Source organism: Desulfuromusa ferrireducens (genome assembly GCF_055389805.1).
On sequence record NZ_AP042415.1, the window covers coordinates 200416 to 222979 of the forward strand.

The 22564-nt window shown below is 52.5% G+C and carries 20 protein-coding genes and 1 other RNA gene; 13 read left to right on the top strand and 8 right to left on the bottom strand.

Annotated elements, in window-relative coordinates; all coding sequences use genetic code 11:
* Positions 1–256: 256 nt before the first annotated feature.
* The 9 genes from ACZ5PT_RS00940 to ACZ5PT_RS00980 all read left to right on the top strand — a co-directional run bounded on the left by ACZ5PT_RS00940 (position 257) and on the right by ACZ5PT_RS00980 (position 12346).
* Positions 257–2926 (top strand): 2-oxoglutarate dehydrogenase E1 component, encoded by a 2670-nt coding sequence (locus ACZ5PT_RS00940; protein WP_464264935.1) that lies wholly within the window; start codon positions 257–259, stop codon positions 2924–2926.
* An 11-nt stretch (positions 2927–2937) separates the two neighbouring features.
* A complete protein-coding gene (gene odhB / locus ACZ5PT_RS00945) occupies positions 2938–4131 on the top strand; it encodes a 2-oxoglutarate dehydrogenase complex dihydrolipoyllysine-residue succinyltransferase (protein ID WP_464264936.1) in 1194 nt (397 codons plus the stop codon).
* 51 nt (positions 4132–4182) lie between these two features.
* Positions 4183–5595 carry a dihydrolipoyl dehydrogenase gene (gene lpdA, locus ACZ5PT_RS00950; protein ID WP_464264937.1) on the top strand — a complete coding sequence of 471 codons (1413 nt, stop codon included), beginning with the start codon at positions 4183–4185 and terminating at the stop codon, positions 5593–5595.
* Between the two features lie 120 nt (positions 5596–5715).
* A complete protein-coding gene (locus ACZ5PT_RS00955) occupies positions 5716–7020 on the top strand; it encodes a M23 family metallopeptidase (protein ID WP_464264938.1) in 1305 nt (434 codons plus the stop codon).
* 107 nt (positions 7021–7127) lie between these two features.
* The gene (locus tag ACZ5PT_RS00960) at positions 7128–8207 is read left to right on the top strand and encodes a BMP family ABC transporter substrate-binding protein (RefSeq protein WP_464264939.1); all 1080 of its coding nucleotides are present in this window, start codon (positions 7128–7130) and stop codon (positions 8205–8207) included.
* Between the two features lie 117 nt (positions 8208–8324).
* On the top strand, positions 8325–9848 hold the full coding sequence (locus ACZ5PT_RS00965) for an ABC transporter ATP-binding protein (RefSeq protein WP_464264940.1): 1524 nt from the start codon (positions 8325–8327) through the stop codon (positions 9846–9848).
* Positions 9839–10909 (top strand): ABC transporter permease, encoded by a 1071-nt coding sequence (locus tag ACZ5PT_RS00970; protein ID WP_464264941.1) that lies wholly within the window; start codon positions 9839–9841, stop codon positions 10907–10909. Before ACZ5PT_RS00965 ends, ACZ5PT_RS00970 begins: the two co-directional genes overlap by 10 nt.
* Positions 10902–11822: an ABC transporter permease gene (locus ACZ5PT_RS00975; RefSeq protein WP_464264942.1), complete on the top strand. Its 921-nt coding sequence runs from the start codon at positions 10902–10904 to the stop codon at positions 11820–11822. The genes ACZ5PT_RS00970 and ACZ5PT_RS00975 overlap by 8 nt, the downstream gene beginning before the upstream one ends.
* Positions 11819–12346: a phosphoribosyltransferase family protein gene (locus tag ACZ5PT_RS00980; RefSeq protein WP_464264943.1), complete on the top strand. Its 528-nt coding sequence runs from the start codon at positions 11819–11821 to the stop codon at positions 12344–12346. Before ACZ5PT_RS00975 ends, ACZ5PT_RS00980 begins: the two co-directional genes overlap by 4 nt.
* A gap of 228 nt (positions 12347–12574) precedes the next feature.
* Here the strand turns inward: ACZ5PT_RS00980 and ACZ5PT_RS00985 are convergent, their stop codons facing one another.
* A complete protein-coding gene (locus tag ACZ5PT_RS00985; RefSeq protein WP_464264944.1) occupies positions 12575–14329 on the bottom strand; it encodes a methyl-accepting chemotaxis protein in 1755 nt (584 codons plus the stop codon).
* Positions 14330–14372: 43 nt separating this feature from the next.
* A complete protein-coding gene (gene phnD, locus ACZ5PT_RS00990; protein ID WP_464264945.1) occupies positions 14373–15221 on the bottom strand; it encodes a phosphate/phosphite/phosphonate ABC transporter substrate-binding protein in 849 nt (282 codons plus the stop codon).
* Between the two features lie 738 nt (positions 15222–15959).
* Between phnD and ACZ5PT_RS00995 the strand changes: the two genes are divergently transcribed.
* Together ACZ5PT_RS00995 and ACZ5PT_RS01000 are read left to right on the top strand one after the other, a co-directional pair.
* Positions 15960–16163, top strand: coding sequence for a hypothetical protein (locus tag ACZ5PT_RS00995; protein WP_464264946.1), 204 nt, complete (start codon positions 15960–15962; stop codon positions 16161–16163).
* A 29-nt stretch (positions 16164–16192) separates the two neighbouring features.
* Complete coding sequence (locus tag ACZ5PT_RS01000; protein WP_464264947.1) at positions 16193–16549, top strand: translation initiation factor Sui1; 357 nt, start codon at positions 16193–16195, stop codon at positions 16547–16549.
* Positions 16550–16568: 19 nt separating this feature from the next.
* Here the strand turns inward: ACZ5PT_RS01000 and ACZ5PT_RS01005 are convergent, their stop codons facing one another.
* A complete protein-coding gene (locus ACZ5PT_RS01005) occupies positions 16569–17423 on the bottom strand; it encodes a GerMN domain-containing protein (RefSeq protein ID WP_464264948.1) in 855 nt (284 codons plus the stop codon).
* 182 nt (positions 17424–17605) lie between these two features.
* Here ACZ5PT_RS01005 and ACZ5PT_RS01010 point away from each other — a divergent pair, with 182 nt between their 5' ends.
* Both ACZ5PT_RS01010 and ACZ5PT_RS01015 read left to right on the top strand, forming a co-directional pair.
* On the top strand, positions 17606–18043 hold the full coding sequence (locus ACZ5PT_RS01010) for an SH3 domain-containing protein (RefSeq protein WP_464264949.1): 438 nt from the start codon (positions 17606–17608) through the stop codon (positions 18041–18043).
* A gap of 126 nt (positions 18044–18169) precedes the next feature.
* On the top strand, positions 18170–18619 hold the full coding sequence (locus ACZ5PT_RS01015; RefSeq protein ID WP_464264950.1) for a DsrE family protein: 450 nt from the start codon (positions 18170–18172) through the stop codon (positions 18617–18619).
* Positions 18620–18640: 21 nt separating this feature from the next.
* On the opposite strand, the gene ACZ5PT_RS01020 is transcribed toward ACZ5PT_RS01015, so the two are convergent.
* The 5 genes from ACZ5PT_RS01020 to ACZ5PT_RS01040 form a co-directional block, all read right to left on the bottom strand.
* Positions 18641–19756 carry an ATP-grasp domain-containing protein gene (locus ACZ5PT_RS01020; protein ID WP_464264951.1) on the bottom strand — a complete coding sequence of 372 codons (1116 nt, stop codon included), beginning with the start codon at positions 19754–19756 and terminating at the stop codon, positions 18641–18643.
* Positions 19757–19766: 10 nt separating this feature from the next.
* Positions 19767–20795 (bottom strand): LOG family protein, encoded by a 1029-nt coding sequence (locus ACZ5PT_RS01025; RefSeq protein WP_464264952.1) that lies wholly within the window; start codon positions 20793–20795, stop codon positions 19767–19769.
* 12 nt (positions 20796–20807) lie between these two features.
* Positions 20808–21302: a hypothetical protein gene (locus ACZ5PT_RS01030; RefSeq protein WP_464264953.1), complete on the bottom strand. Its 495-nt coding sequence runs from the start codon at positions 21300–21302 to the stop codon at positions 20808–20810.
* 127 nt (positions 21303–21429) lie between these two features.
* Positions 21430–21815, bottom strand: an RNA gene (gene rnpB, locus ACZ5PT_RS01035) — RNase P RNA component class A.
* 15 nt (positions 21816–21830) lie between these two features.
* Positions 21831–22544, bottom strand: coding sequence for a zinc ribbon domain-containing protein (locus tag ACZ5PT_RS01040; protein WP_464264954.1), 714 nt, complete (start codon positions 22542–22544; stop codon positions 21831–21833).
* Positions 22545–22564: the final 20 nt, after the last annotated feature.

Below are 22564 nucleotides of genomic sequence, written 5' to 3' on the forward strand. Positions count from 1 at the left end.
ACCTACTCCTTTCCAACTAAAGAAACTACGACAGACTAAACTTCTTTCGACAGCATATTCATATTTGAAGCCAAAGATAACATTAGACACAGCTTAAAGTCAATGTCCGGCGAAGAATTCATAGATTAGCTTTTAGGCAAGTGTGAACTTCCAGTTATTTCGAACCTTTATTGCGACACGAGTACAGCTGATTTATACTTACCGAGTTGCCAGCCATTCAAATCTCTCTTTTTAGAGCCAAAGGGGAACGCAAGAGATGACCTCTACAGAGAATATCAGCCCGCAGTGGATTGAAGCGCAGTACCTCCGCTACCGGGAAGATCCACAACTGGTTCCACAAGAATGGCGCTCTTTTTTTCAGGGTTTTGAATTGGGGATCGATAACACCAGCGCTGCCCCGGACCACAAACCCGCAGCGCTCCAATCACTGATCCGTCGCTATCGCGAGATTGGTCATATCTATGCCTGCGTCGACCCCCTCTCCCCTTGCGAACTGGACCATCCTCAGCTGCAACTAGCGGAATTCGGACTTGACGATAACGACTTGGAACGCATCTTTGCGACGGACAATTTCATCCTAGCCAACGCACCACTGAAAGAGATCGTTGCCGTTCTACAACAGACCTATTGTCGATCCCTCGGGATCGAATTTACGCATATCCCGATCATGGCAGAACGCAAGTGGCTACAGGAAAGAATGGAAGGCAGTCGCAACCTGCTGGCTTTAAATCGTGAGAAAAAACTCGCGACCCTGAAAAAACTCCTACAGGCAACCAAGTTCGAAACCTTTATCCACCGAAAGTTTGTCGGCCAAAAACGCTTTTCACTGGAAGGCGCCGAATCGGTGATCCCCCTGCTCGACCACTTGATTGAACACGCGGCCGGCGTATCGATGGAGCATGTGATTATCGGCATGGCCCACCGAGGGCGACTGAATGTGCTGGCCAACATTTACGACAAACCGTTGGAAAATATCTTTGCCGAGTTTTCCGACAACGAAACCTTCAGGATTATCGGTGAAGGGGACGTCAAGTACCACAAGGGATATTCCAGCGATCGACATTATGGTGAGCAAAAAATCCACATTTCCCTGGCTTCCAATCCCAGTCATTTAGAAGCCGTCGACCCGGTGGTCGAAGGCAAGTGCCGCGCTCGACAAGAACGACTCAAGGGCGACGGGGAGCAGCGGGTTCTGCCGCTGCTGATTCACGGCGATGCCGCGTTTGCCGGACAGGGAGTGGTTGCCGAGGTCCTCAACCTGTCACAACTGGAAGGCTACAAAACCGGCGGCACGCTGCACGTCGTTATCAACAATCAGATCGGCTTTACCACCCTGCCGGTCGATGCCCGCTCGACCTGCTATCCAACCGATATCGCCAAAATGCTGATGTCGCCGATCCTGCACGTTCACGGCGATGACCCGGAAGCGCTGCTGCAAGCCGCGAATCTAGCCCTGGAGTTCCGCCAGCAATTCCGCAAAGACGTCGTTATCGAAGTGATCTGCTACCGCCGGCATGGCCACAACGAAGGAGATGAACCCTTCTTTACCCAGCCGATGATGTACGAGAAGATCCGCAATCAGTTACCGACCGCCAACCTTTACCAGTCACAACTGCTGCAGGAAGGCATCCCGCTCGAAGAGATCAAACAACTGGCGGTTGAGGTTGACCAGGAACTGGAAATGGCCCTCAAGCGCCCCGCGCAGCAACTGGAAGAAGGCTTCCTGAAAAACTGGTCGAATATTCAGCGGGATTTCAGCTTTGCTCCAATAAAAACCGCCGTCGACCATCCGGAGTTGAAACGACTGATCGCCGCAATCACCGATCTGCCGGAAGGCTTCACCCCGCACCACAAAATAGCGACGCTGTTGGAAAAACGCCGCGACGCAGTAGAAAAAGGGGCAGAGATCAACTGGGGAACGGCCGAAGCGCTCGCCTTTGCCAGTCTGGTCGCAGAGGGCACCTGGATTCGCATTTCCGGTCAGGACTCCCGACGCGGTACCTTCAACCACCGCCATGCGACTCTGGCCGACAAAGAGACCGGCAAGCCGTACACGCCGCTGGACGAATTCGCCCACCAATCAGGCGGACATTTCACCATCTACAACAGCATGCTCTCGGAGTTTGCCGTGCTCGGATTCGACTACGGGTATTCGGTCGAAGCTCCAAACGACCTGACTGTCTGGGAGGCCCAGTTCGGCGATTTTGCCAACGGGGCGCAGGTCATTATTGACCAGTTTATCGCCAGCAGCATGACCAAATGGGACCGTTCCAGCGGCTTGACCATGCTTTTGCCGCACGGCTACGAAGGTCAGGGACCGGAGCATTCCAGTGCACGGATCGAGCGCTACCTGCAACTCTGTGCCGATAACAACATGCTGGTGGTCAACCCAAGTACCCCGGCCCAACTATTCCACCTGCTGCGTCGTCAGGTGACTGCACCCTACCGACGACCACTAATCGTCTTCACTCCCAAAGCGCTGCTGAGACATCCGGCTTGCGTATCAACCATCAGTGATTTTACCGAAGGCCATTTTCAGGAAATAATTCCGGACCAGATGGCGGTGACGAGCTGTCGTCGGGTGCTGCTTTGCTGCGGCAAAATCTATTATGATTTGCTCGAGCAGCGACAGGTTCAAAACCGGGACGACATCGCCATCGTCCGGATTGAACAATTATTCCCGCTGCACCAGGAACAGCTCAAAGAAACCATCGCACCGTTCCCTGCAGGGGTTGAATACTGCTGGGTGCAAGAAGAATCGGGTAACAGCGGCGGCTGGGATCACTTGCGCCCACAACTCACCGAAATTCTCGGCCGTGAACCGGTCTATATCGGACGCAAACGCTCAGCCAGCCCGGCGGTTGGCTCGCACAGAGTTCATAAACTCGAACAACAGCGAATCCTTGAACAGGCATTTGCAGATTAAAGAGGTTGGTAATGGATATTGTTGTCCCGCAGGTCGGGGAATCGATCCTCGAAGCCGAAATCGGCCAATGGTTTAAAAAAGACGGCGATCAGGTCGAAACAGACCAGCTGCTACTCGAGCTGGAGACCGAAAAAGTCAACGTCGAGCTCAACGCTGAAGCCTCCGGCAAGTTGACGATCCTGGCTCAACAGGGAGATATCATCAAAATCGGCACGGTGATTGGGCGCATTGATGAAACTGCCGCCGGCGCAACGACCGAGCAAACCGAAACTGCAGCCACCGAAGCACCGACGGTTGCTGAATTACCGCCGCTGAATCCAGCAGTGCCAAAGATCGCAGCGGAAAGGGGGATCGACCTGACAACCGTCACAGGCAGTGGCCGAGACGGGCGAATCCTGGTCGATGATTTACCTGCAGCGGCTGGTACCACGAACACAGAGCCCTCAGCAGAAGCTTCCGTACCGGTACCGGCACCGGCACCGGCAACGACAGCAGACAAAGATGAGGGACGGGTCAAACGGGTGCCGATGACCCAGATCCGTAAAAAGATCGCTGAACGCCTGCTGCTGGCGCGACAACAAACGGCGATGCTGACCACTTTTAACGAAATCGACATGCTGCGACTTGTCACCTTACGCAACAGCCATAAGGAATCCTTTCTGAAAAAGCATGCGGTGCCGCTCGGCTTCATGTCGTTTTTTGTCAAAGCCTGCGCCGAAGCGTTAAAGGAGTTTCCCGCCGTTAATGCCCGCATCGATGGCAACGACATCGTCTATCACAACTATTACGATATCGGCGTGGCGGTCGGCAGCAAACGCGGCCTGGTGGTCCCGGTCATTCGCGACGCAGACCGGCTGCATTTTGACGAGATAGAAAAAACCATTCGCGCCTTCGCCGAACGCGCCGAAACCGGAAAACTGAGCCTCGATGAGCTCCAGGGTGGCACCTTCACCATCAGCAATGGCGGCATCTACGGCTCGGTGCTCTCCACCCCGCTCCTCAATCCACCACAGAGCGGCATCCTTGGTATGCATGCAATTAAAGATCGGGCGGTGGTCATCGACGGTGAAATTGTTGTTCGACCGATCATGAACATTGCCCTTAGCTACGACCATCGGGTGATCGATGGCCAGCAAGCGGTCGGCTTTCTCAAACGGATCAAAACCTATATTGAAGATCCGGAAGAGATGTTACTGGAAATGTAATGCGGTATGCGCGGAGCACCCTGCCGCAGCCGCCTTTAAGGAGTCAATAAAATGTCTGAGCAAACCTTCGACCTGATCGTAATCGGTTCCGGACCGGGAGGATACGTGGCGGCAATCCGTGCCGCACAGCTCGGTTTTGCTGTTGCCATTGTCGAAAAACGCGCAACGCTGGGCGGCGTCTGCCTGAATGAAGGCTGTATTCCCAGCAAAGCGTTGCTGGAATCGAGCGAGCAGTTCGCCAAGGTTAATCACGAATTGGTCGAGCATGGCATCGAGATCGATGGTGCCCGCCTGAACCTCGCACAGATGATGAATCGCAAAGAATCAATCATCGCTAAACTGACCGGCGGCATCAGCGGCCTGATGAAGAAAAATGGCATTACCATCGTTGCCGGCCAAGCCTCACTACGCGAAAAAACAGCAGATCCACACAGGGTTTTGGTGACCAACGATGACTCGAAACAGGAGCTGTTGGCCAAACATATTCTGCTGGCCACCGGCAGTGAAGCAATTGAACTGCCGCACCTGCCATTTGACGGCGAAACCGTCATCAACGCCCGCAATGCTCTGAGCTTAACCGAAGTTCCCAAGCGCCTGCTGGTGGTTGGCGGCGGGGTCATCGGCCTGGAGATGGGTTCGGTCTGGAGTCGACTCGGCGCTCAAGTCACCGTAGTTGAGATGCTGCCGCAACTGCTACCGCTGAGCGATCCACAACTTGCTCAGATGTTGCAGCGCAGCCTGAAAAAACAGGGACTGACCATTCATCTGAAAACGCGGCTCGACAAAATCACTCAATCCGCCGAGGGCATTGTTGCTACCCTGACGACAGAAAAGGACGAACAACAACTGATCTGCGACAAGGTGCTGGTCGCGACCGGCCGCCGTGCGCAAACCACAGATTTAGGTCTGGACCAGGTCGGACTGCAACCGAACCAGCAGGGTCAATTGGACGTCGATGGAAATTATCAGACCACGACTGCGGGGATCTACGCCATCGGCGATCTGATTCCCGGACCGATGCTGGCGCACAAGGCAAGCGAAGAAGGGGTGGTCTTTGCGGAACGCTTGGCCGGACAAAAGTCGGCGGTTAATTACGGGGCGATTCCGAGTGTGACCTATACTTGGCCGGAAGTAGCCTCGGTCGGGCGCAGTGAGGACGGCCTTAAGCGCGATCAGATCCCTTACAAAGCAGGTAAATTCTTTTTTACCGCCAGTGGTCGTGCTCTGTGCACCGGAATGAGCGATGGTTTCGTCAAAGTCCTCGCCAATCCGGAATCTGGACGTATCCTTGGTGTACACATCGTTGGCCCGCATGCGTCCGAACTGATCGCCGAAGCCACTATCGTCATTTCTTTCGGCGGTAGCATTCATGATCTGGCCGTTACTTGCCACGCTCATCCGACCCTGGCAGAAGCTCTCAAAGAGGCCGCCCTGGCGGTCAATAAAGAGGCCATTCACGCCTAAGCCGCTTGACAAAACCCGGTCCAAAGTCGACAATCAAAATAACCATCGTGACTCTATCCATGAAGCTGTCACGATGGTTTTTTTTGCATCTAAAACACTTATTTTCCACGAGGTTGACCATTGAAATCGCTGAAAAAATTATTTCTCCTGACTATTCTCATCGGCCTGATTGCCGCCGCCGTTTATTACTTCCGTGACACCGAAGGCCCCTCAATCAGCTTGACCCCGGCAAACGGTCCCATTTCGGCAAAATCACAATTATCTCTGACCCTGACAGATGCCGGAGCCGGCCTGAAGCAGGTTCAAGTCACGGTCATCCAAGGCAGCAACCGCATGTCACTGGTCGACCGGGTGGCCCCGGCAGAAGCTAAGCAGATTGATATCGAACTGAACCTCGGCTCCTTAAAACTTGCCCAAGGGGCTCTGGCGATTGAGGTCAACGTCGGCGATCGATCGATCTACCACCTGGGGAAAGGTAATAACAGTCAACAAACCTTCCAACTGAGCTACGACACCCGACCGCCGATCATTTCGATACTCAGTAAGGCACATAATTTGACCAAGGGTGGCAGCGGGCTAGTGACCTATCGCCTCAATGAGGACGTGGAAAAAACCGGGGTCTTGATTGGCGACCTGTTTTTCCCTGCGTTTCTTCAGGACTCGGGTTTTTATGCCAGCCTCATTGCCTACCCTTACGACATGTCCGAGAGCAATTTTGTGCCACGCATTATCGCAACCGATTTGGCTGGCAATGAACGACAAGCTGGAATCTACTACCACACCAACAATAAAAAATTCCGCCAGCGGAAGATCAACCTGAGTAAAACCTTTCTGCAACAAAAAGCTCCCGAGTTCGAAGCGTTGGTACCACAACCAGGGGAACCACTGGATACCTACCTTTATGTCAACGGTGAAATTCGCCGCCAGAACCGCGCCAAAATGGTCGAACTTGCGCAGAAAACGTCCGCTGCTCCGCTCTGGGAAAGTAACTTTTCTCGGCTCCCGCGGGCGGCAGAACTGGCTCTGTTTGCCGATCATCGCACTTACTATTACGATGGGAAAAAAGTCGACAAAGCCGTTCATCTCGGCTACGACCTGGCCTCGGTAGCCCAAGCGGAAATCCCGGCGGCCAATGATGGCGAAGTGATCTGGGCTGATTACCTCGGTATCTACGGCCTTTGTGTGGTTATCGATCACGGCCTGGGCCTGCAAACCCTCTATGCGCACATGAGTCAACTCGACGTACAACCCGGTGACATGGTGGTTCGCAATCAGGTCCTCGGCCGCAGTGGGGCCACCGGGATGGCAGGTGGGGATCATTTGCACTTCGGAGTATTTGTCTCCGGGATCGCCGTACAACCCTTAGAATGGTGGGATAAAAACTGGCTGAAAAACAACGTTGACAGCAAACTGCAGGTCCAATAGTCGGTTCGGTCAAATTTTAATTTCGCAGCACTTGACAGCGTGAAGAAGTCTGACCTAAATAGAGTCTTTTACGTGACGACCCTTTTAATCAAGAAAGGCATGGGAAAATGAATAAAACGGCCATCTTCCTGCTACTTCTGCTTGTGACTTGCCTGAGCGGAACCAGCTTTGCAGCCCATCATCAAAAAGAGATCCAGGCTGGCTTCATCTACGTAGGGCCGGTTGGCGATGCTGGCTGGACCTATTCCCACGACCAGGGCCGTATCGAAATGGAAAAACTTCCCTTTGTAAAAAAGGACTCGACCTTTATCGAATCGGTTCCAGAAGGGGCAGAATCGGCTAGGGTTATCAACGGCCTAGTGCGCAAAGGCGCCAATCTGGTCTTCACGACCAGCTTCGGTTATATGGATGCCACCATCGACATTGCCCGACGTAATAAAGACGTAGTTTTCATGCATTGCTCCGGCTTTAAAACCGCCGAGAATGTCGGTACCTATTTCGGACGCATGTACGAGCCACGCTACCTTTCCGGCATTGTGGCCGGAAAAATGAGCAAGAAAAATATCATCGGCTACGTAGCGGCCTTCCCGATCCCGGAAGTTATTCGCGGCATTAACGCCTTTACGCTCGGCGTGAAAAGTGTCAACCCACAAGCCGAAGTCAAAGTGGTCTGGACCCAAACCTGGTTCGATCCAGGCATCGAGCGTGATGCTGCCGACAGCCTGCTCGACGTTGGCGCTGATGTGCTGGCCATGCATCAAGATGCCCCGGCCACCATGCAAGCCGCTGAAGCGCGCGGTGCTTATGTTATCGGCTACAACTCCGACATGCGCAGCTTCGCTCCCAACGCATTTCTGACCGCGCCGATCTGGAACTGGGCGGCCCTCTACAGCAAAACCGCCGAGGCAGTCAGTAATGGCAGCTGGAAATCAGAGCAGATCTGGTGGGGCATGAAGGAAGGACTGGTCGAGTTGGCGCCGTTCAACGCCAAGGTACCGGCAGAGGTGCAAGCACTGGTCACGGAAAAAGCGGCCGCGATCAAATCCGGCAGTTTCCATCCCTTCGCCGGGCCGATCAAAGACCAGAGCGGCAAAATCGTGGTGGCCGCTGGTCAGGTTCCCGCTGATGGTGACCTGCTCGGCATGAGCTACTTCGTAGAAGGCGTTCAAGGGACCATCCCCAAATAAGCTTGATTGTTGAAAAGGCACGTCAGAATTTACTGACGTGCCTTTTATTTATCCACGCAGACAAAGGGGAAAGGTGATGAAAACCTTTCTCCTTTGCCTTTTGTCTCGATAGTATTTATGCCCGATTTACTGCAGATCGAAAACATTCGCAAAACCTTCCCCGGCGTCATCGCCCTGGATAGCGTTTCCTTTTCTGTCGCCAGCGGCGAAATCCACACCCTGCTGGGGGAAAACGGTGCCGGCAAAAGCACGCTGATGAATGTGCTCACCGGCCTTTATCACCCGGACCATGGCAACATTCTGCTCGACGGACAACAGGTCTACTTTACCAGCCCGCGTGATTCGTTGCGCTGCGGCATCGGCATGGTCCATCAGCACTTTATGCTGGTCCCGGCACACTCGGTGTTCGAAAACATCCTGCTGGCCCTGGACAATGTCCCCAACCTGTTTCGGCGCAAACACTACCGGGCTAAAATCCAAACAATCCTCGACGAGTTCGGTCTCGAACTGGATCTCGACACACCGGTCTGGAAACTGTCCATCGGTGCGCAGCAATGGATCGAGCTGGTCAAATTGTTGCTGCGCGACTGTCGACTGCTGATCCTTGATGAACCGACCGCCGTGCTGACACCGCAGGAAGCGGACCGCCTGTTTGCGGTGCTGCGGCGGCTCAAAGAACAGGGCAAAAGTATTATTTTCATTTCCCACAAAATGCGCGAAGTGATGCAGATTTCAGATCGGGTCACCATCCTCAAAAAAGGGAGCAGCATAACCAGCCTGACCCGCGGTGATTACGACGAGAACAAACTTGCCTCGCTGATGATCGGTAAGGACAAAATCCCGCAGTGGCAGAAAAACTTGCAGATGTCTGACGAAATCATCCTCGACATTCAGCAGTTGTCGGTGCGCAATGATCGCGGTCTGGCAGACCTGGACAGTTTTGATTTGCAGTTAAGAAAAGGCGAGATTCTAGGTATCGCCGGGGTCGCCGGTAACGGACAAAAAGCTTTGGCGGAGGTGCTGACCGGGTTGAAAACAGCCAGCCAGGGACGCATCATGGCCAAGGATCGGGACATCACCAACATCGACGCCAAAAAATCCTACATCGCCGGTATTGCCCATATCCCGGAAGATCGGAAAAGTATCGGCATCGCGCCGGATATGAGCGTCGACGATAACCTGATCATGAAAAGTTTCAAGAATGGCGCTTTTAGCCGCTGGATTTTCCAGGACAAAAAAGCCATCCGCCGCAATGCCAGTGAGAAGATCGCGCAATTTTCGATTAAGTCCGGACCGGACGGCAGCCCTGTCCGCCATCTGTCCGGCGGCAATATCCAGAAAGTTATCATCGCCCGCGAGCTATCGGAAAAACCGGCGGTGCTAGTGGCCCTTTATCCGACCCGTGGCCTGGATATCGGCAGCGCCGAATATGTCCACAAAGTGATCGCCGATGGGGCCGACCAGGGCATGAGTACGATCCTGATTGCCGAAGACCTGGATGAACTATTGAAATTGAGCGACCGGATCGCGGTCATGTTCCGTGGTCAATTGATCGGCTACGTCGACCCGCGCGAAACCACACGAGAAGAGATCGGCTTGATGATGAGTGGCGAAAAGCAAGGCGGTGCTGCATGCAATTGATTACCGAACGCCGCGAAATATCTTCTGCGTTTTTCCGCTTCAGCGCACCGATCGTGTCGATCGCCATCGCCCTGTTCGTGGCCGGATTTCTACTGCTGGCCAGTGGCGTCAATCCGCTGGAGGCTTACCGTGAGATCATCATTGAATCGCTCGGTTCCCTCTACGGCCTGTCGGAAACGCTGGTCAAAACCACGCCGCTGATCTTCGCCGGACTCGGAGTCAGTCTGGCCTTTCGCATGCAGATCTGGAACATCGGTGCCGAGGGACAAATCTACATGGGTGCAATGGGGGCCAGTTGGGTGGCACTGTTCTCCGGCATCGACAACCACTGGGTAATGATGTCCGCCATGTTCGGCGCGGCATTTTTTTGCGGTGGCATGTGGGCCGGGGTGGCCGGGTTTTTACGCGCCCGCTGGCAGGTCAACGAGGTCATCGTCACCCTGCTGATGAACTACATCGCTATCCTGCTGGTCGATTATCTCATCTATGGTCCGTGGAAGGACCCCAAAGGCTTCAATTTCCCCCTGACCGCCCAATTCACCGACACCGCCCGACTGGCTGAATACTTTGATACCCGCCTGCACAGCGGCTTCTTCCTGGCGATATTTTGCGCCCTGCTGCTCTACCTGTTTATGGAACGGACCATCTGGGGCTATGAAATCAAGGTCATCGGCAGCAACCCGAAAGCCGCCCAATACGCCGGGATGCGCACCGGACTGGCAATTTTTTCCGTGCTGTTCTTAAGCGGCGCGATTGCCGGCATCGCCGGTTTCGGCGAAGTCGCCGGTCTGCAACATCGCCTGCAGCATGGCATCTCCCCCGGCTACGGCTACGCCGCGATCATCATCGCCTGGCTGGCCAAACGCAGCGCCATCGGCGTGGTTGTCGTTTCCTTCTTGCTCGGCATCCTGCTGGTCGGCGGCGACAGTCTGCAACTGCTCTGGCAGCTGCCAGTGGCGTTCGTCTACGCCTTTCAAGGCTTGATTCTGTTCTTCCTTTTGGCCTCGGACTTTTTTGTCCTCTACCGGGTGAAACTGGTCAAGGGGGGCAAGCATGCTTGAAATTTTACTCGATGCGACGGTACGCGCCGGCACACCTATTCTGTTTGCCACCTTAGGAGCGATCATCAACGAGCGCGCCGGGATCATCAACCTCGGCATTGAGGGCTTGATGCTGATCGGTGCGGTCGCAGGCTTTGCCGCCACCCATGCTACCGGTTCGTTGCTGGTCGGGGTGATCGCCGCCTTTGCGCTGGCGTTTATCGCCGGATCAATCCATGCTTTTATCACCGTCCAGCTGCGCGGCAACCAGATCGTCTGCGGTCTGGCGTTGACCATGTTCGGCATCGGCATGACCGCACTGTTCGGCAAACCGCTGGTCGGACTGACAATCGAAGGATTTAAGCGGGTGGCGATTCCCGGGCTGTCGCAACTGCCGGTCATCGGCAAGGCCTTTTTCAACCAGAACCTGCTGATCTATTTCAGCTTTCTTCTGGTCGCTGCCATCTGGTTATTCTTCTACCGCACCCGCTGGGGGCTGGCGGTTCGTACCCTGGGAGAGAATCCGGCCGCAGCTGACACCTGTGGGGTGCCGGTCAACCTCTACCGTTTTCTCGCCGTGACCATCGGTTCCGGCATTGTCGGCATCGGCGGTGCCTATTTGAGTCTTGCCTCAACGCCGATGTGGATCGAAAACATGTCGGCCGGCCGCGGCTGGATTGCCGTGGCGTTGGTTATTTTTGCCGGCTGGTCAAGCCCGAAAGCGATGCTCGGAGCCTACCTGTTCGGTGGCATCACCGCCATGCAATTGCGTTTTCAGGCGATGGGCACCACCGTCAGCGCACATGTTCTACAGATGTTGCCCTACTTTTTCACCATTCTGGTGCTGGTGATTTCGACCATCCGACTGCAAAAAGGCGCCAGTCAACAACCGGAAAGCCTTGGGCTGCCGTATGATCGAGAGGACCGCAAATGAGATATGCCGCCGAAACCCTGCTGGAACGGATCAAACGCGATGGCAAAATTGATGGCGAGGTGGTTAAGGTTGATCGCTTTCTCAACCATATGGTCGATCCGCAGCTGATCGATCTGCTGGCCATCGATGTCGCCAGTCACTTTGCGGAAAAGTCGATCGAAAAAATCCTCACCGTCGAAACCAGCGGGATCATGCTCGCCCAAGCGGTTGCCGGAATGCTCGGCGTTCCCTTTGTCTATGCGAAAAAGAAGCGGCCGCTGACCATGGGTGAACATTATGCCGCCGCCAGTTACTCTTTCACCAAACAGGAATCGACCACCATCTACGTTGCAAAAGACGTTTTGCGCCCCTGTGAACGGGTCCTGTTTATCGATGACTTCTTTGCCAAGGGCTCAACCCTTAAGGCGGCCGAGGAGATTATCGATCAGGCGCAAGCGATGCTGGTTGGCAGTGCGGTGATTATTAACAAGTCAGCCCGACGGGATATTTACGCAATCCTGACGCTGGAGGATTTGCAGCAATAGCCACACCGGCTCGTATAACTTCCCCCCGGACAATAGATGCCCAGGCAACAAGTAACATCGCTATTTAAAACAAATCGGCACCTCACCGTCGACAGCCTTGGTTAAAAGACTGTTGACGGTGAGGTGCCGATTTTAAAATTGGTCAATTCTATCCAGCAACGGGTCAATTTCACCTTTGCGGCTCTTCTTTCCGCATTCTGTCTAGCTTATCATTCTCAGCAAAAACAGCTAGCTGACAATCCCACTCCAACCGATTGAAGATGCAGGGGTGGCTTTCTCACGAAATACAGCGGATGGCGGTGCAGAACCGGCAAATTCCGCTGTCAGTCTAAAATGAGTCAGAGCTTGTTTAAGTTGCGCCGCCTGTCCTGAAAGCTCCTGCGATGCGGCAGCACTCTGTTCGGCATTGGCGGTATTCGATTGGGTAACATGATCTATCTGGGCCAACCCTTGATTGACCTGCGCAATCCCTTGTGCCTGTTCGTTTGAAGAGGTAGCGATACCGTCCACCAAGTCGGTCACCTTACTAATACTATCCATAATTTCATTAAGAGCGCTTTCTGTCCGACCGGCCATTTCCATTCCCTTGGCAGCCTCCGCCACAGAAGCCTCTATCAATTCTGACGTCTCACTCGCGGCCTTGGCACTGCGTGCGGCCAGGTTACGGACCTCCTCGGCGACGACGGCGAAACCTTTGCCGTGCTGACCGGCGCGGGCAGCTTCGACAGCAGCGTTAAGTGCCAACAGGTTGGTCTGGAATGCTATCTCATCAATCGTCTTGATGATTTTAGAGATACTAACTCCGGCGGTATTGATATCTGCCATCGCGGTGAGCATCTCCTGCATCTGTTCATTGCCGTTTCTGACCCCATCTTTGGTTTCGTTGGAAAAGCGGCTTGCCTGACCGGCATTTTCGGCGTTCAATTTAGTTTGTGCGGTCATTTCGTTCATGGAAGCAGAAATTTCCTCCAATGAACTGGCCTGCTCAGTTGCCCCCTGCGACAGGGATTGACTGGCATCAGAAACCTGTGCAGCCCCTGAGGCGATCTGTTCCCCAGACTGCTGAATTCCGGAAATAATCTGATTCAAATCCTCACCCACTTTTTTCAAGGAACCACGAATGACATCGCGATCATCGACGGGATGAGCAGTGAACGTCAACGAACCATCAGCGAGTTGCTGCAAAGCAGCCACCATTTCGTTTTCTAAGCTATCGGCCAATCGATCCATCGTCCTGGCAATATGGCCAATCTCATCCTTTTGTTCCATCTTGAGGCGTTGGCTCAAATGTCCCTTACCCACCTCATCAATCAACTCGGCGAGTTTATTTAACGGGGAAATTACCGACCGTCGAAACAGTAACTGCACCAACGCAACGATAACGACTAGTACAAGGAAATAGTTGCCAGCCATAATTTTTGCAAGTCGACCGACCGATTTGGCCCCTTCGGCAGTGACCGTTGTTTCAGCCACCATAATCCGTTGGTGACTGGCCTCAACACCTTGGCGGATACTGTCTTCCGACATCCCGATGACGACGGTCCCAAGATCCTCGCCCTCCAATAACACCGAATAGCGACTTTCAAGAATACCACTAACCTTTGCCGGTATTTCGGCACCGGTCTGCGAAACACCCTGAGAGTCCATAAAGACGGCATAAGCAACTTCCGGGTCAGACTCGGCAATTTTCTGCAAATCCTCAAGGCCAGTAACATCGTAAGACAGGATAAAATCGGGCGATGTCTTGACCATGAATTTCCCGACCACATCAGCTTTCGACTTCAAAGTCTCCAGCAGTTCAACTTCCGCAATATCCCGCTCTTCATTCAAAGCTGCCAGAGATATTTGATTTTGTTTGCTCATAGCCGTATCGACCTGATCGTGCATGAAAATACCACCGACCAGCAAAATCAAAATTGTGATTGAAAGCAGCGGCAGCTGCAATTTCAATGTCAGGCTCAAGTCCTTGTAAATGCTCGACATAATATTGAAATACCTTTCATATCCCGGGGGGATCAGCAGGATACTATTTGGGTGGATCTTCCTTATCGATTTTGACCAGCAAGGTCCTCAGAGCATCGTAGTCTCCGGGAGCAACCTCCTCCAATCCGGTAATGGAGCTTTTAATCGGGGTCAATAAACTCACATCAGCTTTTAACAAAGCTTGTTTGACCTGCTGCCGTACCCCAGCGTCGAGTTGACTGCTGGAGAGAAAAAGATGATTAGGGATTGGGTTGCTTTCGGCAAGAATCTTCAATCCTTGATCGAGATATTTTTTGGCAATCGAAGGCTTTAAAGCTCCGGCATCAAAGCGACCGAGCAGAACATTTTTAGCAACGTTTTCGTGACTCCCAATAAAGGCATATTTGCTTAAATCAGCAAGAGAAATCCCTTCAGCGAGGAGCATATCGTGGGGGACATAATGGCCTAGAGTCGAACTTTTATCGACAAAGGCAAATGATTTCCCTTTGAGATCGGTCAATGCTGCAATCGGGCTATCTTGCTTTACGACCAAAACCCCCTTAAATGTCCCCTTGCCCTTATTTTGTATTCTTGCCAATGGGACGACTTGCGACGTCTGACTGAGAATTGCATAAGGGGCGGGACCAAAATAGCCAAAATCATATTCCCCGCTCTTAAACTTTTCCATGGTTTCCTCATACGATTTACCGACCACAATTTTGACTTCTTTACCTAATTCCTGGCCAATAAAATCGGCCACTGGCTTGAACATTTTCACCAATTCAGTCGGTTTTTTAAAGGGATGAACACCAAAGATCAAAGCATCATTATCGGCAGCAAAAAGAGGACCGGCGAATACCATCGTAAGTAACAACAAGGCGATGGCAACCTTTTGACAGACTTTTTGATACATCAAAGAATCTCCTTCATTTAGCTGTAAGAATTTTGCGGCCGAACAGATACGGTGAACAATCCCACCTTCCGACAATATCCGCTGGCCACATTGTGTAAGGACTCATCACAGACGAACCATCTGCAATGATAGACATCATAATTGTTTTCTTAACAACGCTATCAGTGTGAACTGCTTAATTGGCGCCAACAAACATTACACCATCCAAATTCTGTGTCAACCACGACAAGAAGAAACACGACCAATTGATCAAGAATAAAAAGTCAGTGCCTACGCAACATATATTTCCCCTATCTTTCCAAAACCTTAACAATTTCAGTACATATAAAAACCCCATACTTTTAATAAGCAAGTTACAGACGGGCAGATTATCTCTCCACAAAAAACTTACATAACTCGGACAAGGTTGAATGTCATCGCGAAAAAACAACAATCATTCTAATATTTATTCAATCATCCATAGATACTTATGTTACTCTCATGTCACATTATTTTCAGTAATATTGCAGGCGATCTATTTACTATCAACAAAAGTGGAAAAATCCAACAACCCACTCCCCGAAACAATAAAAAATCGAGCGGCCAAACCTGAGAAAGAAAATACATTCAAGACAATTGGCAAATGACAACAACACAGATTCACGATAATCTTGAACTAGGCAGAAGACGCCGATGAACGTGGTTAAACCCTCTGGCAATTGGCCTGCTTTTCCACTTTTAAACAGAAAAGATCCGAGAATGGCAACTGAAGACCATCAAACGCCTTGGTTGTGCCACATCTGCGACTACAGCTCAAATATCGGTGAAGGGCTGGTCTGCAGTGAATGCTACAAAATCACCTGTAACCAGCATATGACCATCACACCACAACGCAATCCCGACTCGGGTCTCTTTGAACTGAAACGAATCTGTGTCGAATGTCAGTTCAGAAAAGAACTTTAACCCCCATTTCGCTTAAAGTTGGAACCAGCATGTCGCGAAACAACAGCAAGCTTGTCTATTCATGCGAGTCAGGTCGCATTTGTCCCACGTGCAATAAAGCGGTCAAGCAGTGCACCTGTAAACAACAGCCCGTCCCCCCAAAGAGTGATGGAGTCGTCCGCATTCAGCGTGATACCAAGGGCCGCAAGGGCAAAGGGGTGACCTTGATTACGGGGATTCCACTCGCCGGGGAAGAGCTAAAAAAGCTGGCCAAGGAGTTAAAACAGAAATGCGGCACGGGTGGAACGGTTAAGGATGGGGTGATTGAAATCCAGGGAGATCAGCGGGATCTGCTGTTGCAGGAATTACAGAAAAAGGGTTGGGTCGTAAAAAAGGCCGGCGGTTAACCACCGGCCCTCATAAGCGTCAATGTGCGCTGCGAGTCAGCGGCAGAGTATCAATCGCCGAATTGCGCCGACCGAGATGATCATCGACATCCCAAACAACATTCAGCGGAATCCCTTCTTTAAATTTTGCCGGTTCTGCCGGGTGCACCACGACAGCCATATCAAGAATCGAGGTAAAATACTTACCGGCGATCTGCTTTCCCGCCTGATCGAGAAGTCGGAAACTGTTGATGGTAATGGGACGATCAAAATTGATTAGCAACTCTTCGGGATCGGTTGCACCCTCCTCCCAGATGCCGACGACATCCAATAATAATGGTGCTTCGACCGCAACGATCTTCTCCGACTGACTTAGGTAGCCCTCCAGTGGCTGATGAGGCGAAGGGCTGCCGTTGTACACAACTCGAACCTTGCTGACATCCTCAAACTGGATTGCGGTCTCTGCAATCGCCCGGTCGATTCCTACCCGGTCGACGTTCTGACTCGATGGAAGCTCACTTAAGTAGACCGTCAGAGTATCACCGGCCTGATCCAGCTTTTCCAGCCGCACTCCTTGACGAAAGGGCTGGGTTAAGCGACTACGTGTGGAACCCACCAGTTTTTCGCTGAAGATCTGACTCAAAATCCGATCGAGATGTTGCCCCTCACTGAACAGAAATAACGGCAACGGCTGAACCTGCCCGGAAAGATCGTTCAACGGCAAATAACCAACCTGGGCATAAGCATGACCTTGTTGTACCGCCGGTGGTTCACCGAAGTGCTGCAAGTAAGCCGGGCTGGCATAAACCTTCCCGTCAACCGTCGCAGCGGGGTCTTGTTGCTGACAAGCACTGAGTAGAAAAATTGACAGAAAAAAAGCAATAAACATCTTCATGAATAAATCTCCTTCAAACCTTTTACCCGAGCTTAACACAGGCGATTAACACAGCGCGGCGCGAACCTGAAACTTACTTGCAACAGCGTGCAACCTCAAGGCTTATTTGAATTGACAGCCTCATTATAAGTTGTTCTAATAATCATATTTAATTTGCAATTCTACCCCAACAAGGAGGTCACATGAAAAAGCTGCTTTTCCTCTTCCTGTTTCTGCTGCTGGCAAGCTCATGCTTGGCGGAAATGGTCAGCATTATCCATCAACCGGCCGAACTGCGTGACCGCGCAATGGTGGCCGGCTCAGAGATCATCCGCCAGCTACCACGCTATACCCCACTGCAGGTTCTGGGCAGCGGTTCCAACTATTACCAGGTGAAGGATGCCGATGGCAGAACCGGCTATGTCCACCAGTCTTTAGCCGGGCGGCACCAGTCCGTCACCGTTACAGCAAGTACCTGCAATGTCCGTAGTGGCCCAGGAACCGAATTCCCCGTCGTCTTTAAGGCGACCAAAGGTGATAACTACAAGACCATCACCCAAGAACAGGAGTGGATTCAGCTCATCTCTGCCAGTGGTCAGCTCGGTTGGATCTGGCAAAACCTGGTCTGGGGCGCTCAATAAATCAGCACCCTGCAGCAGACAACACAGCCGTCCCCTAACCGGGGCGGTTTTTTTTCGGCCGCGCCCATTTAAAGATTGATTCGGTTATAATTACAGACAACCATCCGACAAAAAAGGGGCAGGCTTATGCTGACAATAAAACAGCTTCTACTCACCGTTCTGGCAGTACTATTTTTCACCGCAACCGGCTTCAGTAGCCAAGCTCAATATGGAACCTGGGACGGCAAACTGCACGTCGTCTATCACCTCTCCGAAACAGACAAAGTCAACTTTGCACTGAACAACATTCGCAATCATCTCAAAGGTGGCGGCGGAGCAGAAAAGCTGGATATCATTCTGGTTGTCCACGGCCCGGCCCTTGACGCATTCAACCGGGCAGACATCTCGGACAGAGCCATCGACCTGATCGGCACCATCCAGGGACAAGGGGTGACCTTGGTCGCCTGCGGCAATACCATGAACATCAAACAATTGGAGACGGATGAACTGATCGGAGACTTTCAGATCGCAGAAGAAGGGGGGGTGACTCGCATCGCCAACCTGCAGTCGCTCGGCTACCTGTACATCAGGCCCTGACTTTTGTCGCGCCCTGCAAGGCTAAACCAAGCGCACCGGGGCAAAACCTCCGCCGACGGTGCGCAGGTTGGTGACTTGCCCCTGATAGAGACGCGCCCCAACACCTAACAGCCAGTCACGGTAAACAAACAGTCGTAGATCGGCCTTGAATTGCTGACCGTCGTCAGCGGTTTCCACCGAGGGCGGAACCACCTGCTGCACCAGTGTTGTCTGCGGATCCTGCTCGGCGAAGCGCTTTCGGGTAATGCTTTTGCCCATCAACACCCCACGACTGCCAAAACGGGTCACCGGCTTAAATATCAGTTTTTTCCGCTCTGCCCAAATGTCATCCGCATCGCACTCCGCCAACAGCCGGCTTTGGGGAACCACATCCAGAAGCAACTGCTCTTCAGCGCGACTCAGCCCCAAAGCAGACAACCGCTCGGCATCCGACCAGAGAATCATCCGCCGCTTATCCGCCAACAAGCCGTAAACAAAGGGATTTGGCGACAGACATACGCTACCGGCTTGGTAAGCAGCCCGCAAGCCAGCCATAATCGGTTCTTCGAGAAAGAAATCACAATGCCGGTTATAAACCAGGTCGACTTTTCCGCCAGCCAGAAAAACCCCGTCCTGATCGGCACGAAGCTGATCAGGTGCGGCAATTTCAGCCGACAAGCCCTGCTCTCGCAGCCAGTTCCGACATGCCAGCACTTCAGGATAAAGAGGCTGATTCTGCGGGTCCTCATCAACCAGAACGACGCGTTGCAACGGTGCACTGCCAGCGGCGAAATCCCGCCATTCCCGCTGAAAGCTGCCGAATAACCGTTTTTCGATCCCTGCTGACAAGCGAATGGAGTCATGCCCCTGGGCCTGAGCCTCACTCAACCAGGCGATGTAACCGCCACCGGCATTGGTATTCACCTCGATCAGTCGCGGCCCTGCTGCGGTCAGATGAAAATCGTAGCCCATCATCAAGGCCGCATGACCAGGATCGAACTGGCAAATTTCCGGTAATTGCGGAAACACCAGCTGCTGATACTGCTCACTCTGGCTTAAACGAAAAACCAGCCGTACCAAGCGCAGCATCTGTTTCAGATCCTTGCGCGGCAGGGCCGCTGTCAGTGTACTGATCGGCAGTTGCTGTAAAGCAGGCATCGCGATCCTGTCAGAAAGAGTTAATTCGGCGAATAAGAGCCTTGAGTAAACCGTAACTACGTCGGTTAAACTCCATCATCAAGCGAGGCAGTTGCAACAGATCGGGCTGATCATGTTCTTCGGGCAGGGCGGTCGTAAAACGCATACTGCCACCGGGAGCAAGGATTTCACTGAACTCGCTACTGAGTACCTGCAGGTGGTCGGTATCAAGCACTTTATTCAACCGGATTACCAGCTTGCCCTTAACAAAGCGCAGAGAATGATAGTTACGATAGAAATCATCGATATACTGCACCGCCTCAACGGGGTCTTTGGTGATGGTAAAGAGTGAAAAATCTTCAAAACTGATCAGGCCACGCTTGAACAATGCATCACGGGTAAACTCGAAAAATTTGTCCCAATAACCACCGTTATCATCATCGATCATGATCAATGGAATCGGAGGATTCTTACCGGTCTGAACCAGGGTCATCACTTCCATCCCCTCATCCAGGGTCCCAAAGCCACCGGGGAACAGGACCACCGCGTCGGCTTCTTTGAGAAAAGCGACCTTGCGGTTGAAAAAATATTTATAATTGATGATCTTGTCGCTGTCCTTCATCACCGGATTCATATTCTGCTCAAAAGGCAGGTCGATATTGACGGCAAAGGAGTTTTCCGCACCGGCGCCTTGGTTGCCCGCCAGCATGATTCCTGGGCCGCCGCCGGTGATAACCATGTAGTTTTGCTCAACCAGGAGGCGAGAAAACTCGACACATTTTTGGTAAATCGGCTCACTCTCTTCGGTGCGGGCACTACCGAAGATACTGACTTTCTTCCGATGCCGGTAGGGAGCAAAGACCTTATTGGTAAAACGCATCTCTTTCATCGTCGTACGCATCAGCTTCTGATCCGCCAGATAATCATTTTCCTGCCCAGATTTAAGCGCGCTGAGAATCATCTCCCGGATCATTTTCGGATGATGGACATCAGCGCGGCGCATCAGGTCTTCGATGATTTCGTCAAGCTCCCCATTGGTACGGTCGAAGCTAATCTTCATTGCATACTCCTGTTATCGGACGAGAACTGCAGCGCTTGGTTTCAAGTCGAAAAAAGAACGGCCCGCCAGCCGCGCTTCCTGCAACAGCAAACCGGTCATTCCACCACCGACATAACGCTCGGCAAACTGCAGGTAAATGACGCGCAACTGCTGTTCAAGGGCATAAAATTCAGCGATCTCCGCAGAGGTCAAAGAATTCTCGAGTATATCACAAATAAAACTAATACAGTTATAAGGGCGCTTGCCCACCGTCAGTAGACAGCCCTGTTCACCAAGAAAGGGGCAGGTCTTGGAAAAATCGGCGTTCGGCGGCTGATCTTCCTTGGACAGATAGCCGAGCATGTTGGCCAGAGTCATGTGGTTATGACCGATCGCACAGCAGTCGCCCTGGCAAGCAGAACAGGATTGCACCCCCCTGCCCTGCTCAAAGAACCTGTTCAGCTGCTGCTGTAATATTTCGATCCGCAGCAACCGCTCGCCAATCCAGTCTTTTTCACTTTTCAGCAAGCATTGATAATCTCCTGTAATTTGGGAGATAAGTCGCTGCCACCGCTGGCTGCGTTCTTGTTGCATAATATCCCGTCAAGTGCAAAAACGGCAGCAAGACATGATTGCCTTGCTGCCGAAAAAAAATGGCCAAAGAAGACCGTAAGCCGGGTTCTGTTTCCCACAGCAGTTACCCACTGCGAGATGATGATCATTCCTCTAGGACCGCCGTTGCCGACGGTCTCAAGCAGCCAACCCGGGAACCTCGGACGGACCGTCCTCAAGCGTCCCCCTATTTGGCCTTGCTCCGGATGGGGTTTACCGAGCTTCTGACGTCACCGCCAGAACTGGTGAGCTCTTACCTCACCCTTTCACCCTTACCTGCTGTCGACAAAGCAACAACAGGCGGTCTCCTCTCTGTGGCACTTTCCCTAGGGTCGCCCCCGGTCCCCGTTAGGGACCATCCTGTCCTGTGGAGCCCGGACTTTCCTCCCGTCCGCAATAAAGCGAACCGGCGATCATCTGTTCTTCTTCGACCAAAGCGTTGCGTTATTTAGCCTGCTGCTCAACGTAGAGCAGACGATTACAATGTGGGCAGGTCTGAATTTCCGTTACCCGCAGCAGGGTGTTGTACTGTTGAGGCGGCAGCGACATGTTGCAACCGAGACAAGCTCCGTTGCTGGCTAGCGCCAACGCCAAACCACCACGCCGCTTGAACAGGGTCTGATATTTGCGCAACAAGGGTGCCGGCAGATCGGCAGCAACCGACTCGCGCGTTGCCTGACGTTTTTTCAGAGCGCTGGCACTCTCGGTCATCATTTTAGACAGCTCGGCGCCACGGGCGTCAGCATTCTCTTTAATGACACTCAGCTCGCTCTCTTTTTCCTGCTGATCCTGCTCCAGAGCACTGATTTCCTGCAACTTCGCCTGCAGCAGATCATTGAGATCCTTGTTGGCTTTCTTCGCTATGTCGATTTCTTTAAGAACCGCAACGTATTCCTTCTGCGTTTGAATGCCCGGCAGGCGAGCCTCAACCCGAGCAACATTGTCCTGTTCCCCGAGCAGGTCCTGCTGCAGCTGCGCTTCCTCTTTCTGCAACAACGCCAGCTCAGCATTCAACTCATCAAGCATCCCCTGGACCCTGGATGACTCGGACTCGAAAGCTGCCAACTCATCGCGATAGCCCTGTTGGATCGCTTCGATAGAACTGACTTCCTGGTCAATCTCCTGAAGTTCTTTCAGCAGGTTCATCTTCTCGTGCACGTTATGCCTCCATCTGCCTT

Coding starts and splice junctions, on each gene's coding strand:
- ACZ5PT_RS00940 (WP_464264935.1), top strand. CDS start 257: ATGACCTCTACAGAGAATATCAGCCCGCAGTGGATTGAAGCGCAGTAC.
- ACZ5PT_RS01015 (WP_464264950.1), top strand. CDS start 18,170: ATGCTGACAATAAAACAGCTTCTACTCACCGTTCTGGCAGTACTATTT.
- ACZ5PT_RS01020 (WP_464264951.1), bottom strand. CDS start 19,756: ATGCCTGCTTTACAGCAACTGCCGATCAGTACACTGACAGCGGCCCTG.
- ACZ5PT_RS01025 (WP_464264952.1), bottom strand. CDS start 20,795: ATGAAGATTAGCTTCGACCGTACCAATGGGGAGCTTGACGAAATCATC.
- ACZ5PT_RS00960 (WP_464264939.1), top strand. CDS start 7,128: ATGAATAAAACGGCCATCTTCCTGCTACTTCTGCTTGTGACTTGCCTG.
- lpdA (WP_464264937.1), top strand. CDS start 4,183: ATGTCTGAGCAAACCTTCGACCTGATCGTAATCGGTTCCGGACCGGGA.
- ACZ5PT_RS00985 (WP_464264944.1), bottom strand. CDS start 14,329: ATGTCGAGCATTTACAAGGACTTGAGCCTGACATTGAAATTGCAGCTG.
- ACZ5PT_RS01010 (WP_464264949.1), top strand. CDS start 17,606: ATGAAAAAGCTGCTTTTCCTCTTCCTGTTTCTGCTGCTGGCAAGCTCA.
- ACZ5PT_RS00980 (WP_464264943.1), top strand. CDS start 11,819: ATGAGATATGCCGCCGAAACCCTGCTGGAACGGATCAAACGCGATGGC.
- odhB (WP_464264936.1), top strand. CDS start 2,938: ATGGATATTGTTGTCCCGCAGGTCGGGGAATCGATCCTCGAAGCCGAA.
- ACZ5PT_RS01005 (WP_464264948.1), bottom strand. CDS start 17,423: ATGAAGATGTTTATTGCTTTTTTTCTGTCAATTTTTCTACTCAGTGCT.
- ACZ5PT_RS00995 (WP_464264946.1), top strand. CDS start 15,960: ATGGCAACTGAAGACCATCAAACGCCTTGGTTGTGCCACATCTGCGAC.
- ACZ5PT_RS00970 (WP_464264941.1), top strand. CDS start 9,839: ATGCAATTGATTACCGAACGCCGCGAAATATCTTCTGCGTTTTTCCGC.
- ACZ5PT_RS00975 (WP_464264942.1), top strand. CDS start 10,902: ATGCTTGAAATTTTACTCGATGCGACGGTACGCGCCGGCACACCTATT.
- ACZ5PT_RS01000 (WP_464264947.1), top strand. CDS start 16,193: ATGTCGCGAAACAACAGCAAGCTTGTCTATTCATGCGAGTCAGGTCGC.
- phnD (WP_464264945.1), bottom strand. CDS start 15,221: ATGTATCAAAAAGTCTGTCAAAAGGTTGCCATCGCCTTGTTGTTACTT.
- ACZ5PT_RS00965 (WP_464264940.1), top strand. CDS start 8,325: ATGCCCGATTTACTGCAGATCGAAAACATTCGCAAAACCTTCCCCGGC.